We start from the raw sequence: 16,397 nt of genomic DNA, 5'->3' as shown, positions 1-16,397 counted from the left end.
ACATGAGCCCACGGCAAAAAGTCCTGATCGTCGACGACGAACCGGATATCCGCGAACTCCTGGAAATCACCCTGGGACGGATGAAACTCGACACCTTCAGTGCCCGCAACCTCGGCGAAGCCCAGGCCATGCTCTCGCGAGAGACGTTCGACCTGTGCCTGACCGACATGCGCTTGCCGGACGGCACCGGCCTTGAGCTGGTGCAACACATCCAGCAACGCTACCCGAACGTACCGGTGGCGATGATCACCGCTTATGGCAGCCTGGAAACGGCGATCAACGCCCTCAAGGCCGGCGCCTTCGATTTCCTGACCAAACCGGTGGACCTCACTCGCCTGCGGGAACTGGTCAGCAGCGCGCTTCGGTTGCCTGCGCCGGGCGGCACCGGCATCGCCATCGATCGCCGGCTGCTGGGTGATTCGCCACCCATGCGCGCCTTGCGCAAACACATCGACAAACTGGCCCGCAGCCAGGCGCCGGTGTACATCAGCGGCGAATCCGGCAGCGGCAAGGAATTGGTCGCGCGACTGATCCATGAGCAAGGACCGCGCGCCAGCCAACCGTTTATCCCGGTCAATTGCGGGGCGATTCCGTCTGAATTGATGGAGAGCGAATTTTTCGGGCATCGCAAAGGCAGCTTCAGCGGTGCTATCGAAGACAAACCCGGACTGTTCCAGGCGGCCCATGGCGGCACCCTGTTCCTCGACGAAGTGGCTGATTTGCCGCTGGCGATGCAGGTCAAACTGCTTCGGGCAATACAGGAAAAAGCCGTTCGCGGTGTCGGCGAGCAACAGGAGACCGTGGTCGATGTGCGTATCCTTTGCGCCACCCACAAAGACCTCGACGCCGAAGTCTCCGCCGAACGTTTTCGCCAGGATTTGTACTACCGGTTGAACGTGATCGAACTACGGGTGCCGCCCTTGCGCGAACGCCGTGACGACATCGAATCCCTCGCCAGCCACGTGCTCAAACGCCTGGCCATCAGCACTGGCCAGCCCGCTGCAAAACTCCACCCTCAAGCCCTCGACGCGCTGAAAAGCTATCGCTTCCCCGGCAATGTGCGGGAACTGGAGAATGTGCTCGAACGGGCGCACACGTTGTGCGAAAACAAACAAATTGAAGCCAGCGACCTGCGACTGGCCGAAGGCAACTGCAACCCGGAAGGCGGTGTGCCGGACCTGACGCAGATCGACAACCTGGAAGACTACCTGGAAAACGTCGAACGCAACCTTATCCTCCAGGCCTTGGAAGAAACCCGCTGGAACCGCACGGCGGCGGCTCAGCGGTTGAATCTTTCATTCCGGTCGATGCGCTACAGGCTCAAGAAATTGGGACTCGATTGAGTCTCAGATCCGTCCAGCCGGTGCATACGGCGCCGGATCAATGATCGGCTCACGCCCCAGCATCACATCCGCAAACAACTGACACGACGCCGGCGCCAGCACCAAACCATTACGGTAATGCCCGCAATTGAGCCAAAGTCCTTCGAACCCTGGCACCCGACCGATGTAGGGAATGCCTTCCGGTGAGCCCGGTCGCAACCCGGCCCAGTGCCCCACGACCTCGGCATCCGCCAGTGCAGGAATCAACTCCACCGCCGACGCCTTCAGGCTCTCCAGGGCAGATGCGGTCGGCGTCTTGTCGAAGCCTTGATGCTCCAGCGTACTGCCGATCAAAATGTGCCCATCGCGCCGAGGAATCGCATAACGCCCCTTGGCCAGGACCATGCTCGGCAGGAAATCCGCTGCGCATTTGTAGAGAATCATCTGCCCTTTCACCGGCTCGACCGGCAGGTCCAGGCCCAGGCTTCTGAGTAAATCACCGCTCCAGGCGCCCGCGGTCAGCACCACCTGATCGCTATGAATCGCTCCCGCCGAGGTCTGCACCCCGACCACCGTAACGCCTTCACGGATAAACCCGTTGACTTCACACTGCTCATGAATCGTCACGTTCGGCAGCGCCAGCAATGCAGCCTTGAGGGACTTCACCAGCCGCGGATTTCGCACATTGGCCACATCGGCCATGTAGATCGCCCGGGAAAAACCGCTCCCCAAAACCGGCACCGCGTCGTGAGCCGCCGAGATATCCACAGCCCGCAACGGACGGTTTTCCCGCTCAGCCCAGGCCAGCGCTTCGGCCTCATCATCCAGGTCCAGCCAGTACAACCCGGTGGTATGCACCTCGGGATCGACACCGGTGGCGGCAAACAGTCGCTCACCCAGCTGTGGATAAAAATCCTGTGACCAATGCGCCAACGCGGTGACTGCCGGGCTGTAGCGCCACGGGTAGAGCGGCGAAACAATGCCGCCACCTGCCCAGGACGACTCCTGACCGACGTTCGAACGATCCAGCAGCACAACGCTTTGCACTTCTGACGCGAGATTGAACGCCGTCAGCAGGCCAATCACCCCGCCGCCGACAATCACCACTTGCTGTTGCCTGGTCATGTTCTGATCCAACCGTTAAATAGCCAGAGGACGCAAAAGGCGCCCGAAAAAGGAACTCAGCGACCCCAGCAATCCTTGGTCGTGGCCGTTGCATTGACCATGCTTCTGACGCCAGTGTTGGTGATGGTGAAATCACCGCACTTGTCAGCCGCCATGGCCTTGCCGGGCTTGCGCACCGCCGTCAGCAGGAAGGTCTGATCGGTCAGTGTCTGGGTAATGGTGTAGAAGTCATTGCCTGGGCTCAGGCCAGCAACGCCGGTGTAAACATTTTTCTGCGAATAAAAACGTTCGAGGATCTGCGCCTGCTCGGAGAGCAGGCCGGCGACTTCAGTGCGGCGGCCCTTATTCACATACTCGGTGAGGCTCGGGTAGCCAATGGTGATTACGATCCCGATGATCGCAATCACGATCATGATTTCGATCAGGGTAAAACCTCGGTTGGATCTGCGCATTCCTCAACTCTCACTTACTGTATTTGTCGCCACATGATGCGACGGCTGCCGCCACCGCCCTTTTCGTCCAGTTTGGTCACCGCGCCACTGGTATCGCCCACGAACTTTTTGGTTCCACCGTCGACGATGGCGTTCAAAATCGGAATTCCACCCGTCATGATCACACCACTGGAAATAGAGTCCTTGCTATCGATCAGGCCATCGCTCGTGGTATCGAGCACCGCGTAGTTGAGCATCTTACCGCTGAACGCATCCAGTTCGACCAGTTTGCCAGTGCCGAAACTGGCGCAAGGATCCGTGGTATCCACAACGGCCGTGGTAAATACGATTCGCCCCAGCACCAGCGCCGCCTGGTTAATCACCCGCTCACCGGTTAACACGTTGTTGTATACCAGCGGCAGGTACCAGCCTTTTTTCGCCGGATAGGTCACGTCGTTCTGGCTGGTGGTGATGAATTGCCCACTGCTACCCGAGAACACCCCAGTCACCGACTGTGCCTGCAAACTGGATGTTGTGATTCGTCCTGAGCCACCTTCCGCATCCCACACGGCATAGAAAGCCTGAAGGTCTTTGTTGGTCTTGTCGGCCGTCTCATTGAATTTACCGGTACCGAAAAACACCTCCTTCCCTCCCAACGAATTGTCCGCCAGCAATGGTTGCGCGGTAATCGGCTGGGTGATGCCACCTGCGGTGGTAAACAGCGGATTGCGGGAAAACGCCAGATCCCACGACTCCGGGGCGGTGGCGCTCAAATCAAACTTCCACAGCCTCCCCTTCAAATCACCGCCGTAAGCGGCCTGCACCACATTCTGCGAGTTGACCCGAAGTTTTACCGACGACAGGCCGTTGGTCGTCTCGGTGCCGTCGACCACGATTTTCTTGATCAGCGTGCCGTCGCGAATGTCGACCACGTACAACGCTGCCACCCCGGAGTTGCTGCCATAACCGTTAGAGATGAATGCCGCCCATCGACCGTCGGCCAAGCGTGCCACTTCCGGGCGCGCATAGGCATAACCCAGATCATTGAAAACGTTCGCCGTGTTTGCTGTGGCCGGAGCGCTGATCTCCCACAAGGCCTTCGTTACGTTACCGGCCGATGCGTCGAACAGTTGCAGCGCATAGAAGGTCCGCCCTCCCGCCCCTGTCCCGCCCAATACAAGGGTTTTCCAGGCGCTGTTGAGCTGGGCATCGAACACGCCCACCTGGCCATCCACCAGAAACTTGTGGCTCACCCCGTTTATGTAAGTGGGGTCGGCGATGTAGCGCAGTGACGGCAACACGCTGGACGGCATAAAAGCGTAACGTCGTGTGCCGTTGGCCGTGCTGATGACATTTACAAAGCCGTCGTTGGCGTTCACCACGAGGCTGGCGTTCATGCTTGCCGCTTTGGTTGCCAGATAGGTGCTGTAAGTGGTGTCGCCTGACAGATCGGAGGCGGTTTTATCCGTGGGCGATGCCAGGGCCAACGGCGAATTGATGATGTCGCCAAGCAGCACACTGCGCACCTTCAGGCCGGCCTTGTTGGCGCCCTTGCTCCACTCCACCAGATCGCTGCCGGTGATGCCGGTGGGTAAACTTTGGCTGAGGGATGTTTGCTGGGCAGGGGAAAAATTGGCGTAGGCCAGCGTCACGGCCGCATTGGTGAGTGTGTTCCAGGATTGATAGGTCGGCGCCGTGGCACCGGGCACGATGGCGGTATCGGTTGTCCATAACACCGAGGCGGTGTTGACCGCACCACTGGAGGTAAATCCGTAGGACTTGATCGTGCCGCGCCAATCCTTGGGATCGAAACTGGTCTGAAAGTAACTCGAACCGCTGGTCAGAGTGGTCCCGCTGGTGACGCCACTGCCACCGGAGCCGGCCTTGGAGGTGATATCGCTCAGGGCGGACGAGAGTGCACTGTTGAGGCCTGCACTGTCGGTCGCCTGATAATACTTGCCCTGCCCGTAAGTCGCCGCGTCCGACAACATCTGGTTCGCAACGGCGAACCCCACGGTGTAGGTGTTCATGTTCTGTTTGGGAAAATCCACTGCGTCCCAGTTTTTGCCCGCAGCATCAGTGCCGGTCGTGCGCATGTCGATGTCGAAGGCGAACTTGGCGATGTCATCCAGGTACAGGGTGTCGCCCTCATCGTCGCCGGAGAGTTTGGCGCCATCGTTGCTGCTGATCCCGTCCCAGTTCGGTAACCGGCTGCCACCCAGCGGATCGTTGGCCGGAAAGGTTCGGTCGTAGGTCGGCAGACCATCGGTAATCACCACCCCGTAATTTTTCTGGCAACGGTACTGAATCGGACTGGTATAGGTGGTGGGCGTCGAGTTGTTGTAGGGCGCCATGCCACGGAAATAGCGGGTGATTTCGTAATAGGCTTCTGCCAGCGGTGTATTGGCTTTCGCGCTCAGTTCATTGATCGCGTCGATCAGTGCGTTGTAGTTGGTATTGGCCTGAGCCTGGGTCACGGTGCCGCTGACCGCCGACATATCACTGACCGAACGGGCAATGTAACCGCCGTCATTCTTGTGGTTGCCGACCGCCAGATTGAACGTCGACAGGCCGATGCGCAACGCGCGGTTGCTGGCCACCAACATCTTGGAAACGTTGCGCGCCACATTCATCCGGTAATCATTGGGGATCGAGCCATCGGTGTAATCCCGGTCGGAATGGTTGGCCAGGCTTATCAGATACGACAAATATTTCGCTGTATATCGCGTGTCCTCGCCCCCCACCGGATCGGGAAGCTTGAGGCAAAGCGAATCCAGATCGGAAGAACTGTTGTTATAAAAACCGTACCAATCTTTCAAGCATGTTCCTCGAGTCAAACTCGACAACGCAATATTGGTGTCGGTCATATTAAGCTCGCGGCCTTTCTTGCACGTACCATTGGAGAGGCAAATAGTCACCGGAGTACGCGCGATCGTCGGGTCGAAGCCTGCCGCCCAGATAATGTTGTTCATACTCCCCGAGTCATCGAGTAACAACATCACATTGGGGGCCACGGCGGCGGCGTTCAACAGCGGCGAATCCGAGGGCGTGAAGGCGTAAGTCGGCGCTGCCAGATAAAGGCTCAACGCCGCGCCGCAGAACAACTGCAACAACCAACGGTGCCAGCCTGTGCGGGTCTCAGTACTTCGCATAGATACTCTCCACCACACTGCGCGAGTTGCCCGCGATGCCGACTGCGGTCACCCGGTACAGCGTTGTCGAGGTGTTGCTCGGCACATTCACGGCGGTCAAGGTGGTGCCGATGTTCTGCACCCCGTAAAAACCGCTGCCGGAGGCGATCCAGGTTACCCCCGAGGTGGAATGGAAGCCGGCGCCGGTGACTGTCGACGACTCGGCGGGTGGCGCGCATTGGGCGGTGCCGCTGCAAACCGGCAACGAAAAGGTCTCCAGTTGCACCGCGCTTTCACCTACGCGCAACGCCGACTCGGCGCCCTGGAACGACTGATTGCGCAAGGTCACGCTGGCAGCCATTTTTTCCTGCAGGGTGGCGTTTTGCATCGATGAAAGACCGATCAGTGTCAACAACAGAAGAAACACCAGGCTAACCAGCAGCGCCATGCCACGCTGCGCATGAGGGCTCACGGGAGAAATACTCATCGGCCATCCCCTCATTGCAAGCGGTTGCGCAGAGCGGCAACCACGTTGAAGGTTTGATTGCCTACCCGGTTGTTCGGGTCGGTGAGGGTCAACGTCAGGCGAACACTACGGATGCGCGCCGGATCAGAGGGGTTGCTGCTGTAACTGGAGGCGGCCACATCAGTGGCCGAACTGGCGAGGCCGAAGCTCACGTTGAAGGCACCGACGTTGTTCACCAGCACCGCCTGAGCCGGCGTGCCGGTGCCGACACCCATTTTCAGTTGATCGTTGCTGAAACTGTAGATCAAGCGCCGGATCGGAAACGCCAGCTCGCCCGACGCCGGAACTCGGACGCCCATGTGGGCCGTTGCATTGTTCCGACAATCGGAAACCACCGTCCAGGTCGGTACTCCGCCACTGCCGCCGACATCCGCAGTCACCAGAGTCAGTTTTTGGTTTTCGTTGTCCCAACTGATGGGCGTTGTCTGGCTGGCATTGAAGTCCACCGTCGAGCTCGAATCGGTGATCGTCCCCAAACATCCGAACATGCCAACCATGCGGATTTCCTGAATCATCTTGCTCAGCACGAAACGCGCATCTTCCTGCATGGCGGCAGCGATGTTCTGGCTGACATAGGTGTTCTTGGCCGCGATGAAAATCTGCGCCACGCCCAGCACCACGACCAGACTCAATGCCAGGGCGATCAGTAACTCGATCAGGCCGAAACCTCTGTTGGCCTGGTTCATGGCGTCGACACCGGATCAACGGTGGCGCGACTGGTCAGGACGAAACTGCGCCGCGAATTGGCGATGTTTGCAGCTCGCGAGTCATCCCAGGTGATGGTGATGGTGTACACCCGCTGATTGAGCGTAACGCTGCCAGTAGCCGTGGCGCCGCCGAAATTGACAATGTTGGTGGTGAAGTCGTAGAGGTCCTGATCCCGGGCGACGCTCAGGTTGCCTGAGGTCGGAGGCGTGACGGTGTAGTCGGCACCGGAGTTGGCGCGAATGCGGTCCATCATGTCGTAGGCAATAAAACTCGCCTGGCTGGTCATCCGCGCGCTGTCAGTGTACTTCAGCGCATTGAGCTGAATCGCCGCAGCCCCCAACAGCCCCACCGTCAGAATCAATAACGCAACCAAGACTTCGATCAGCGTCATGCCCTCCTGTGCACGCTTGGTCCATCCCCTCATCCGCAACTTCCACCCAATAGAATTCGTCCGTTCAAACACACATTCAGCGTTCTGCTTTGCGCTCCCCGTACGTAGCTGATCACCACCGCCGTGGACGGTGCCGACAACCCGCCAAGGTTGTTGAAATCGATGGCGGTCACTCCTGAGGTTAGCGTCAGAGTCGCGCCGCTGCTCATCGCTGGAACAACCCGCAATACATTGGCCGGATTGCCAGTACCGTCAAAGACCGTTAATTCTCCGTTCCATACGCTGCCGCCGGCCGTCGGGCGCAGCCGGGTGGTGACACCACGGTCGATGGCCTCCAGTCGGGCGAAATTGAGTCCGCGTTGCAGATCGCCGATTTCGGTGTCGGCCTTGGTGATTTGCACCGAACGGGTAAACGCCGGTACGGCCAGAGTGATCAGGGCCAGAAACACCGCGAGCGCGATCAGCAACTCGATCAGCGTGAAACCTTTTGTACGATGATCCATCGGTGCCCTCCGTTGCCGTCGGCTATACCTGCTTCTACACGCTAGAACATTCGACCGTCAGGTGTTCGGTTGTTTTGCCATTACTCGCGCAGGGATCGCGTGGGCCGCAGCACTCCAGGGAGGGAGATGACATGCATCAGCGAGGTTTCAGCCTGATCGAACTGCTTATGGGACTGACAATTGTCGGGATTGTTCTGCTGTTGGTCAGTCCGGCGTTCGCGGCACTCACCGAATCGAACCATCGCGAGGAGGCCGCGCAATCGCTGATCAGTGGGATACGTAACGCCAGAACCGTTGCCATCACACGCAACCAGAGCGTTGTGATTCACGGAATCAACGACGACTGGAGTCAGGGCTGGCGAATCATTCTGGATATCAGTGGCAAAGGCGCGGAGGACAACAGCAATCCGCTACTGGTTGAGCGCGCGAGTGGCACTCGGGTGCCGATTGTCGGCAACGGGCCGGTCAGGCGATACATACGTTTCAACAGTATTGGCGAGCCACAGATGCCCGGACGGGCCTTTCAAGCCGGGACATTGCACATTTGCGCAGCCCGCGAACCGGTCACTCAGCTCCAGGTGGTGCTGGCCGCGACCGGCCGCGTCAGCCTGCGCAGCCATAAGGCTGAGCAGGCGCTGTGCCCTGGGGGCAAAAGCGTTAAAGCAGTGAACGCACGCGCAACTCTTTAGGCATGGAGAAGGTGATGTTCTCCTCGCGACCGGCCAGTTCATCGGCGCCGGTAGCGCCCCACGCCTGCAGCTGCTGGATCACGCCACGCACCAGCACTTCCGGTGCGGAGGCGCCAGCGGTGATGCCGATTCGCTCGACACCGTCAAACCAGCTCTTTTGCAGGTCTTCGGCGCCGTCGATCAGGTAGGCCGGGGTGGCCATGCGTTCGGCCAGTTCACGCAGGCGATTGGAGTTGGAGCTGTTCGGGCTGCCGACCACCAAAACCACGTCGCATTCGTCGGCGAGTTGCTTGACCGCGTCCTGACGGTTTTGCGTGGCGTAGCAGATGTCGTCCTTGCGCGGGCCACCGATCGCCGGGAAGCGCGTACGCAGGGCGTCGATGACGCGGCTGGTATCGTCCATGGACAGGGTGGTCTGGGTCACGAACGCCAGTTTTTCAGGGTTGTTCACCTGCAAGGCGGCGACGTCTTTCTCGTCTTCGACCAGATAAATCGCGCCACCATTGCTGCCATCGTACTGGCCCATGGTGCCTTCGACTTCCGGGTGACCGGCGTGGCCAATGAGGATGCATTCACGGCCGTCGCGGCTGTAGCGTGCCACTTCGATGTGTACCTTGGTCACCAGCGGACAGGTAGCGTCGAACACCTTCAGGCCACGACCGGCAGCTTCGGTGCGCACGGCCTGGGAAACTCCGTGGGCGCTGAAGATCACAATGACGTCGTCCGGCACCTGATCCAGTTCTTCGACGAAAATCGCCCCGCGAGCACGCAGGTCTTCGACGACAAATTTGTTGTGGACCACTTCGTGGCGCACGTAGATCGGCGGCCCGAAAACTTCCAGGGCGCGGTTGACGATTTCGATCGCCCGGTCCACACCGGCGCAGAAGCCACGGGGGTTGGCGAGTTTGATTTGCATGCTGTGCCTCGTGTCTTGCGCGCAAGAAATAGCGAAAACAGTGAAAAACCTATTGTGGGAGCGAGCCTGCTCGCGAAAGCGGTGCGTCAGTCAACATTGATGTTGATGTGATGACGCCATCGCGAGCAAGCTCAGCTCCTACAAGTTACAGCGATTTGACGTTGATGATCTCGACGTCAAAGGTCAATGTCTTGCCGGCCAGTGGGTGGTTGAAGTCGATGGTCACTTGCTCGTCATCGAATACCTTCACCACACCGGGCAACTCAGTATTGGCCGCATCGTTAAAGATCACCAGCAAGCCCGGCGACAGTTCCATGTCCTTGAATTGCGAGCGCGGGATGATCTGTACGTTCTGCGGGTTGGGTTGGCCAAAAGCGTTTTCCGGCTGAATCGTCAGCGTACGCTTGTCGCCAGCCTTGAAGCCGAACAGCGCTGCTTCGAACCCTGGCAACAGGTTGCCGTCACCGACCTTGAAGGTCGCCGGAGCTTTGTCGAAGGTGCTGTCGACGGTGTCGCCGTTCTCCAGGCGCAGTGCAAAGTGCAAAGTGACTTCCGTGTTCTGGCGGATGCGTTGCTCAGCCAATACCTGTTCAGTCATGAACGGCTTCTCCGGTCTTTTTACTTTTGAACATGTCCAGCGCAAGCATTACGGCACCGACAGTGATCGCACTGTCGGCAATGTTGAACGCCGGGAAATACCAGCGGTTCTGCCAATGCACCAGAATAAAATCGATCACATGGCCCAGGGCAATGCGGTCATACAGATTGCCCAGCGCGCCACCCAACACCAGCGCCAAAGCGACGGCCAGCCAGGTTTCGTTGCGCCCCAGACGCTTGAGCCACACCACCAGCACCGCACTGACCCCGACCGCGATCAGGGCAAACAACCAGCGTTGCCAGCCGGAGCTGTCGGCCAGGAAGCTGAACGCCGCGCCCGTGTTGTAGGCCAGGGTCCAGCTGAACAAATCGGGGATCACCACGATTTGCTGGTACATCTCGAGCTTGCCTTCGAAGTAGAACTTGCTGGCCTGGTCGATGACCAGGACCAGCAAACTCAACCAGAGCCAGCTCAGCCGTCCGAAACGGCCAGCCGCGTTAGGCATAGTGACGAACCTCGCCAGCGCCGCTGATGTTGTCGACGCAACGACCGCAGATTTCCGGATGCTCCGGGTTCACGCCGACGTCTTCACGGCAGTGCCAGCAACGGGCGCACTTGGCATGACTCGACTTGACCACTTGCAGTTTCAAACCGGTGACTTCGGTGACTACCGCATCCGCCGGTGCCTGAACGAACGGTGCAACGGTAGCGGTCGAGGTGATCAGTACGAAGCGCAGTTCGTTGCTCAGCTTCGCCAGATCGGCGCTCAGCGCGTCTTCGGCGAACAGCGTCACTTCGGCTTGCAGGTTGCCACCCACGGCCTTGGCCGCGCGCTGGATTTCCATTTCCTTGTTGACCGCAACCTTCACCGCCATGATCCGCTCCCAATAGGCGCGGTCCAGCTCGACGTTTTCCGGCAGCTCGGTCAGGCCTTCGTACCAGGTGTTGAGCATTACCGACTCGTTACGCTCGCCCGGCAGGTATTCCCACAGTTCGTCAGCGGTGAACGCGAGGATCGGCGCGATCCAGCGCACCAGCGCTTCGGAGATGTGGTACAGCGCAGTTTGCGCCGAACGGCGGGCCTTGCTGTTGGCGCCAGTGGTGTACTGACGGTCCTTGATGATGTCGAGGTAGAAACCGCCCAATTCCTGCACGCAGAAGTTGTGGATCTTGGAGTAGACGTTCCAGAAGCGGTATTCACTGTAGTGTTCTTGCAGCTCGCGTTGCAGCAGCAGGGTACGGTCCACCGCCCAACGGTCAAGCGCCAGCATTTCTTCGGCCGGCAGGATGTCGGTGGCCGGGTTGAAGCCGGTCAGGTTGGAGAGCAGGAAACGCGCGGTGTTACGGATACGCCGGTAGGCGTCCGCACTGCGCTGCAGGATCTGCTCGGAAACCGCCATTTCACCCGAGTAATCGGTGGAAGCGACCCACAGACGCATGATGTCGGCGCCCAGGGTGTCGTTGACCTTTTGCGGCGCGATCACGTTGCCCAGGGACTTGGACATCTTGCGACCGGACTCGTCGACGGTGAAGCCGTGAGTCAGCAGCTCGCGGTATGGCGCGTGATTGTCGATGGCGCAACCGGTCAGCAACGACGAGTGGAACCAGCCACGGTGCTGGTCCGAACCTTCCAGGTACAGGTCGGCACGGGGACCGGTTTCGTGGCCCATCGGGTGCGAACCGCGCAGAACGTGCCAGTGCGTGGTGCCCGAATCGAACCAGACGTCCAGGGTGTCGCTGATCTTGTCGTATTGCGGCGCTTCGTCACCGAGCAACTCGGCGGCGTCCATCTTGAACCAGGCTTCGATGCCTTCGACTTCGACGCGCTTGGCGACTTCTTCCATCAATTCAGCGGTACGTGGGTGCAGCTCGCCGCTTTCCTTGTTCAGGAAGAACGGGATCGGCACGCCCCAGTTGCGCTGACGGGAGATGCACCAGTCCGGACGGTTGGCAATCATCGAGTGCAGGCGCGCCTGGCCCCAGGCCGGAACGAACCTGGTCTCTTCGATGGCTTTGATCGCCCGCTTGCGCAGGGTGTCGCCGGTCACAGGTTCTTTGTCCATGCCGATGAACCACTGCGCGGTCGCACGGTAGATCAGCGGGGTCTTGTGACGCCAGCAGTGCATGTAGCTGTGTTCGATGATGCTGGTATGCAGCAGCGCACCCACTTCGGTCAACTTGTCGACGATGGCCGGGTTGGCTTTCCAGATGAACTGGCCGCCAAAGAACTCCAGCGACGTCGCGTAAACGCCGTTGCTCTGTACCGGGTTGAGGATGTCGTCGTTGACCATGCCGTACTTCTTGCAGGTCACGAAGTCGTCTACGCCATAGGCTGGCGAGGAGTGAACCACGCCGGTGCCAGCGCCCAGTTCAACGTACTCAGCGAGGTAAACCGGCGACAGACGGTCGTAGAACGGGTGACGGAAGGTGATCAGCTCCAGCTCTTTACCTGTGGTGGTCGCAATGACCGAGCCTTCCAGGCTGTAACGGGCCAGGCACGACTCGACCAGCTCTTCAGCCAGCACCAGCAGTTTGTCGCCGACGTCGACCAGGGCGTAGTTGAATTCCGGGTGAACGTTCAACGCCTGGTTGGCCGGGATGGTCCACGGGGTGGTGGTCCAGATCACGATCGAGGCAGGTTTGCCCAGCGACGGCAGGCCGAAAGCGGCCGCCAGCTTGGCTTCGTCGGCAATCGGGAACGCTACGTCGATGGTCGAAGACTTTTTGTTCTCGTACTCGACTTCTGCTTCAGCCAGGGCCGAACCGCAGTCGAAGCACCAGTTCACAGGCTTCAGGCCCTTGAACACGAAACCGCCCTTGACGATTTCTGCCAAGGCACGGATTTCACCGGCCTCGTTTTTGAAATCCATGGTTTTGTACGGGTTGGCGAAATCGCCCAACACGCCCAGACGGATGAATTCGGACTTCTGGCCTTCGATCTGCTCGGTGGCGTAGGCACGGCACAGTTCGCGGGTCTTGTCCGCGCCCAGGTTTTTACCGTGGGTCACTTCGACTTTGTGCTCGATCGGCAGACCGTGGCAGTCCCAGCCCGGAACATAAGGCGCGTCGAAACCCGACAGGGTTTTCGAACGGATAATCATGTCCTTGAGAATCTTGTTCAGCGCATGACCGATGTGAATCGTGCCGTTGGCGTACGGAGGACCGTCGTGAAGTACGAACTTCGGACGATCCTTGCCAATCTCGCGCAACTTACCGTACAGGCCAATGCTGTCCCAGCGCTGCAGAATCTGCGGTTCGCGCTGAGGCAGGCCGGCCTTCATTGGGAAGGCGGTGTCCGGAAGGTTTAGCGTGGCTTTATAGTCGGTCATTTAAGGCTCTTCATTAGCGATTGGCGCTAGGTGCGACAGGGCACGGGCGGCGGCAACATCCGCATTGATCGCCGTCTTAAGCGCCTCCAGAGAGGCGAAACGCTGCTCTTCACGCAGCTTGTGGTGGAAAACCACCGTCAAACGCCGGTCATACAGATCGCCGGCAAAATCTAAAAGATGCACTTCGAGGTGGGCTTTGCCATCACCTTGAACGGTTGGCCGCACGCCAATGTTGGCGACGCCTGGCCAGGTCTTGCCGTCGATATCGACGTTGACCAGGTAAACCCCGGTCAGCGGCACGCGACGACGCTTGAGCTGTATGTTGGCCGTGGGCGTACCCAACTGGCGTGCCAGCTTCTGGCCATGCAGGACCCGCCCGGCAATCCGGAACGGACGCCCGAGCAGTCGCTCGGCCAGGGCAAAATCGGCAGCGGCCAGGGCATTGCGAACCTGCGTACTGCTGACGCGAATACCATCCAGCTCGACGGTTTGCGCCGCTTCGACGGTAAAGCCTTGCAGGACGCCGGCCTGTTGCAGGAAATCGAAATCCCCTACCCGGTCGCAGCCGAAACGGAAATCGTCACCGACCTCAAGGTGTTGTACACCGAGGCCGTCCACCAGAATGGTGTCGACGAATTCGGCGGCACTGAGCTTGCTCAAGCGCTGGTTGAAGGCCAGGCACAGGACCCGGTCGACACCTTCCTCGGCCAGCAGCTGCAGTTTATCCCGCAGCCGGGCCAGACGGGCCGGTGCCGTGTCCGGCGCGAAGAACTCTCGCGGCTGCGGCTCAAAAATCACCACGCAGCTGGGCACGCCCAACTCGAGCGCACGCTCACGGAGCCTCGCCAGGATAGCCTGGTGGCCACGGTGAACACCGTCAAAGTTGCCAATAGTGGCGACACAGCCCCGATGCTGGGGGCGCAAGTTGTGGAGGCCTCGAACCAGCTGCATAACGCGCTTCTTGCTCATAAAGTGGTCGATTATAACCACACCCGGCGGCCGACGACAGGCAACACCGTAACCCAAAGTGATCGAGCCGACAAAACCGTCGATTCGCCCGTGTTTATCGAGGTCATGACCTCAGCTCAGCGCTTTGCGATTGAAGTCTCGCAAACGGAAGCCCATCAACAGCAACATGCCGAAATAAGCCACCACACCGGCAATGACCAATGCGCCCAGACGCAGGAACCGCTCCAGCATATGCCCCTGATCCCAGGCTGGCATGAAATGCATTCCGACCAGCAACACAGCAGACATCACCAACACTGCAATCACTAGCTTGAAACCGAACTTCGCCCAACCCGGTTGCGGCTCATACATCTGCTGCTTGCGCAGCTGATAGAACAGCAGGCCGGCGTTAATGCACGCGCCGATGCTGATGGCCAGCGCCAGACCGGCGTGGGCCAGCGGGCCGATCAACACCAGGTTGAACAATTGGGTAACGATCAGGGTGAAAATCGCGATTTTTACCGGCGTACGTATGTTCTGTTGCGCATAAAAGCCCGGCGCCAGCACTTTGATCACGATAATCCCGAGCAAACCGACCGAATAAGCGATCAGCGCCCGCTGGGTCATGGAGGCGTCAAACGCGCTGAACTGGCCGTACTGAAACAAAGAAACCGTCAACGGCTCGGCGAGAATCCCCAACGCCAGGGAGCACGGCAACACCAGCATGAAACACAGGCGCAGCCCCCAATCGAGGATCCGCGAGTATTCCTGGCGATCCTTGCTGGCGTAGGTCTTGGCCAGGGTCGGCAGGAGAATCGTACCCAGCGCCACACCCAGAACACCGGACGGTAATTCCATCAAACGGTCGGCGTAGTACATCCATGACACGGAACCCGCGACCAGAAACGAGGCGAAAATGGTGTTGATGATCAGCGAAATCTGGCTCACGGACACACCGAGAATCGCCGGCAGCATTTGTTTCATGACCCTCCAGACGCCGCTGTCACGCAGGTTCAGTCGCGGCAACACCAGCAGGCCGATCTTTTTCAGGTGCGGCAGCTGATAGAGCAATTGCGCCAGACCACCCACCAGCACTGCCCAGCCCAGCGCCATGACCGGCGGATCGAAGTACGGCGTCAGGAACACCGAAAAGATGATCATGCTGACGTTGAGCAGGGTAGGCACGAAGGCCGGAACCGAAAAGCGGTTATAGGTATTGAGGATCGCCCCGGCCAATGAAGACAGGGAGATCAGCAATATATAAGGAAAGGTTACGCGCAACAGGCTGGCCGTCAGCTCGAATTTTTCCGGCGTATCGGTGAAACCCGGCGCGGTCGCCCAGATGACCCACGGCGCAGCGATCATGCCCAAAGCGGTGACCAACGCCAGCACCAGCGTCAGCAGGCCCGAGACGTAGGCAATGAAGGTTCGCGTCGCCTCCTCGCCCTTCTGGTTTTTGTATTCAGCAAGAATCGGCACGAATGCCTGGGAAAAAGCCCCCTCGGCAAAGATCCGCCGCAGCAGATTGGGCAATTTGAAGGCGATAAAGAAGGCGTCAGTCGCCATCCCGGCGCCAAATGTGCGCGCAATGAGAGTGTCACGAACGAACCCCAGAATCCGGGAAAGCATCGTGATAGAGCTGACGGCGGCCAACGATTTGAGCAGATTCATTGAAAGAGTTTGTGCCTGTCGATAAACAGCAGGCGAACAAAGCGCCTACTTATGCGATACTCCGCGCCGCAGCAGCACAGAGCCAAAGCTCGCGAGTTTACAGGTCAAG

At 59.3% G+C, this 16,397-nt stretch carries 15 protein-coding genes; 2 read left to right on the top strand and 13 right to left on the bottom strand.

The window, feature by feature from the left end:
• Window positions 1-2: 2 nt before the first annotated feature.
• On the top strand, window positions 3-1,343 hold the full coding sequence (locus tag ACYZUA_RS06695) for a sigma-54-dependent transcriptional regulator (RefSeq protein ID WP_461962481.1): 1,341 nt from the start codon (window positions 3-5) through the stop codon (window positions 1,341-1,343).
• 3 nt (window positions 1,344-1,346) lie between these two features.
• On the opposite strand, the gene thiO is transcribed toward ACYZUA_RS06695, so the two are convergent.
• The 7 genes from thiO to ACYZUA_RS06660 are packed head-to-tail and all read right to left on the bottom strand — an operon-like array spanning window position 1,347 to window position 8,137.
• Window positions 1,347-2,447: a glycine oxidase ThiO gene (thiO, locus tag ACYZUA_RS06690; RefSeq protein ID WP_461962480.1), complete on the bottom strand. Its 1,101-nt coding sequence runs from the start codon at window positions 2,445-2,447 to the stop codon at window positions 1,347-1,349.
• 56 nt (window positions 2,448-2,503) lie between these two features.
• Window positions 2,504-2,899, bottom strand: coding sequence for a type IV pilin protein (locus ACYZUA_RS06685; protein WP_461962479.1), 396 nt, complete (start codon window positions 2,897-2,899; stop codon window positions 2,504-2,506).
• 14 nt (window positions 2,900-2,913) lie between these two features.
• Entirely contained in the window at window positions 2,914-6,030 is a 3,117-nt protein-coding gene (locus tag ACYZUA_RS06680) for a pilus assembly protein (RefSeq protein WP_461962478.1), read from the bottom strand.
• The gene (locus ACYZUA_RS06675) at window positions 6,017-6,496 is read right to left on the bottom strand and encodes a pilus assembly PilX family protein (protein ID WP_461962477.1); all 480 of its coding nucleotides are present in this window, start codon (window positions 6,494-6,496) and stop codon (window positions 6,017-6,019) included. Before ACYZUA_RS06675 ends, ACYZUA_RS06680 begins: the two co-directional genes overlap by 14 nt.
• Window positions 6,497-6,507: 11 nt before the next feature.
• Entirely contained in the window at window positions 6,508-7,221 is a 714-nt protein-coding gene (locus ACYZUA_RS06670) for a PilW family protein (protein WP_461962476.1), read from the bottom strand.
• Entirely contained in the window at window positions 7,218-7,667 is a 450-nt protein-coding gene (gene pilV, locus ACYZUA_RS06665; RefSeq protein ID WP_461962475.1) for a type IV pilus modification protein PilV, read from the bottom strand. Before pilV ends, ACYZUA_RS06670 begins: the two co-directional genes overlap by 4 nt.
• Window positions 7,664-8,137 (bottom strand): GspH/FimT family pseudopilin, encoded by a 474-nt coding sequence (locus ACYZUA_RS06660; protein WP_461962474.1) that lies wholly within the window; start codon window positions 8,135-8,137, stop codon window positions 7,664-7,666. The genes pilV and ACYZUA_RS06660 overlap by 4 nt, the downstream gene beginning before the upstream one ends.
• 131 nt (window positions 8,138-8,268) lie before the next feature.
• On the opposite strand from ACYZUA_RS06660, the gene ACYZUA_RS06655 reads away from it, so the two are divergent.
• Window positions 8,269-8,826, top strand: a complete 558-nt coding sequence (locus tag ACYZUA_RS06655) for a GspH/FimT family pseudopilin (RefSeq protein WP_461962473.1) — start codon at window positions 8,269-8,271, stop codon at window positions 8,824-8,826.
• On the opposite strand, the gene ispH is transcribed toward ACYZUA_RS06655, so the two are convergent.
• The 6 genes from ispH to murJ form a co-directional block, all read right to left on the bottom strand.
• Window positions 8,795-9,742 (bottom strand): 4-hydroxy-3-methylbut-2-enyl diphosphate reductase, encoded by a 948-nt coding sequence (gene ispH, locus ACYZUA_RS06650; protein WP_033054296.1) that lies wholly within the window; start codon window positions 9,740-9,742, stop codon window positions 8,795-8,797. The genes ACYZUA_RS06655 and ispH overlap by 32 nt on opposite strands.
• A 145-nt stretch (window positions 9,743-9,887) precedes the next feature.
• Complete coding sequence (gene fkpB, locus ACYZUA_RS06645) at window positions 9,888-10,325, bottom strand: FKBP-type peptidyl-prolyl cis-trans isomerase (protein ID WP_176471593.1); 438 nt, start codon at window positions 10,323-10,325, stop codon at window positions 9,888-9,890.
• A gap of 7 nt (window positions 10,326-10,332) precedes the next feature.
• The gene (lspA, locus tag ACYZUA_RS06640) at window positions 10,333-10,845 is read right to left on the bottom strand and encodes a signal peptidase II (RefSeq protein ID WP_461962472.1); all 513 of its coding nucleotides are present in this window, start codon (window positions 10,843-10,845) and stop codon (window positions 10,333-10,335) included.
• Complete coding sequence (ileS, locus tag ACYZUA_RS06635) at window positions 10,838-13,669, bottom strand: isoleucine--tRNA ligase (protein WP_461962471.1); 2,832 nt, start codon at window positions 13,667-13,669, stop codon at window positions 10,838-10,840. Before ileS ends, lspA begins: the two co-directional genes overlap by 8 nt.
• Window positions 13,670-14,620 carry a bifunctional riboflavin kinase/FAD synthetase gene (ribF, locus tag ACYZUA_RS06630; RefSeq protein WP_008154932.1) on the bottom strand — a complete coding sequence of 317 codons (951 nt, stop codon included), beginning with the start codon at window positions 14,618-14,620 and terminating at the stop codon, window positions 13,670-13,672.
• A 129-nt stretch (window positions 14,621-14,749) separates the two neighbouring features.
• Window positions 14,750-16,288 (bottom strand): murein biosynthesis integral membrane protein MurJ, encoded by a 1,539-nt coding sequence (gene murJ, locus ACYZUA_RS06625; RefSeq protein ID WP_461962470.1) that lies wholly within the window; start codon window positions 16,286-16,288, stop codon window positions 14,750-14,752.
• Window positions 16,289-16,397 lie beyond the last annotated feature (109 nt).

The organism is Pseudomonas sp. LS2P72, from assembly GCF_054897865.1.
This window is presented reverse-complemented; position numbering and strand designations above follow the sequence as displayed.

Bases quoted from the DNA above. Each gene is read 5' to 3' on its own strand.
- ACYZUA_RS06695 (WP_461962481.1), top strand. From the start codon at position 3: ATGAGCCCACGGCAAAAAGTCCTGATCGTCGACGACGAACCGGATATC.
- thiO (WP_461962480.1), bottom strand. From the start codon at position 2,447: ATGACCAGGCAACAGCAAGTGGTGATTGTCGGCGGCGGGGTGATTGGC.
- ACYZUA_RS06685 (WP_461962479.1), bottom strand. From the start codon at position 2,899: ATGCGCAGATCCAACCGAGGTTTTACCCTGATCGAAATCATGATCGTG.
- ACYZUA_RS06680 (WP_461962478.1), bottom strand. From the start codon at position 6,030: ATGCGAAGTACTGAGACCCGCACAGGCTGGCACCGTTGGTTGTTGCAG.
- ACYZUA_RS06675 (WP_461962477.1), bottom strand. From the start codon at position 6,496: ATGAGTATTTCTCCCGTGAGCCCTCATGCGCAGCGTGGCATGGCGCTG.
- ACYZUA_RS06670 (WP_461962476.1), bottom strand. From the start codon at position 7,221: ATGAACCAGGCCAACAGAGGTTTCGGCCTGATCGAGTTACTGATCGCC.
- pilV (WP_461962475.1), bottom strand. From the start codon at position 7,667: ATGAGGGGATGGACCAAGCGTGCACAGGAGGGCATGACGCTGATCGAA.
- ACYZUA_RS06660 (WP_461962474.1), bottom strand. From the start codon at position 8,137: ATGGATCATCGTACAAAAGGTTTCACGCTGATCGAGTTGCTGATCGCG.
- ACYZUA_RS06655 (WP_461962473.1), top strand. From the start codon at position 8,269: ATGCATCAGCGAGGTTTCAGCCTGATCGAACTGCTTATGGGACTGACA.
- ispH (WP_033054296.1), bottom strand. From the start codon at position 9,742: ATGCAAATCAAACTCGCCAACCCCCGTGGCTTCTGCGCCGGTGTGGAC.
- lspA (WP_461962472.1), bottom strand. From the start codon at position 10,845: ATGCCTAACGCGGCTGGCCGTTTCGGACGGCTGAGCTGGCTCTGGTTG.
- ileS (WP_461962471.1), bottom strand. From the start codon at position 13,669: ATGACCGACTATAAAGCCACGCTAAACCTTCCGGACACCGCCTTCCCA.
- ribF (WP_008154932.1), bottom strand. From the start codon at position 14,620: ATGCAGCTGGTTCGAGGCCTCCACAACTTGCGCCCCCAGCATCGGGGC.
- murJ (WP_461962470.1), bottom strand. From the start codon at position 16,288: ATGAATCTGCTCAAATCGTTGGCCGCCGTCAGCTCTATCACGATGCTT.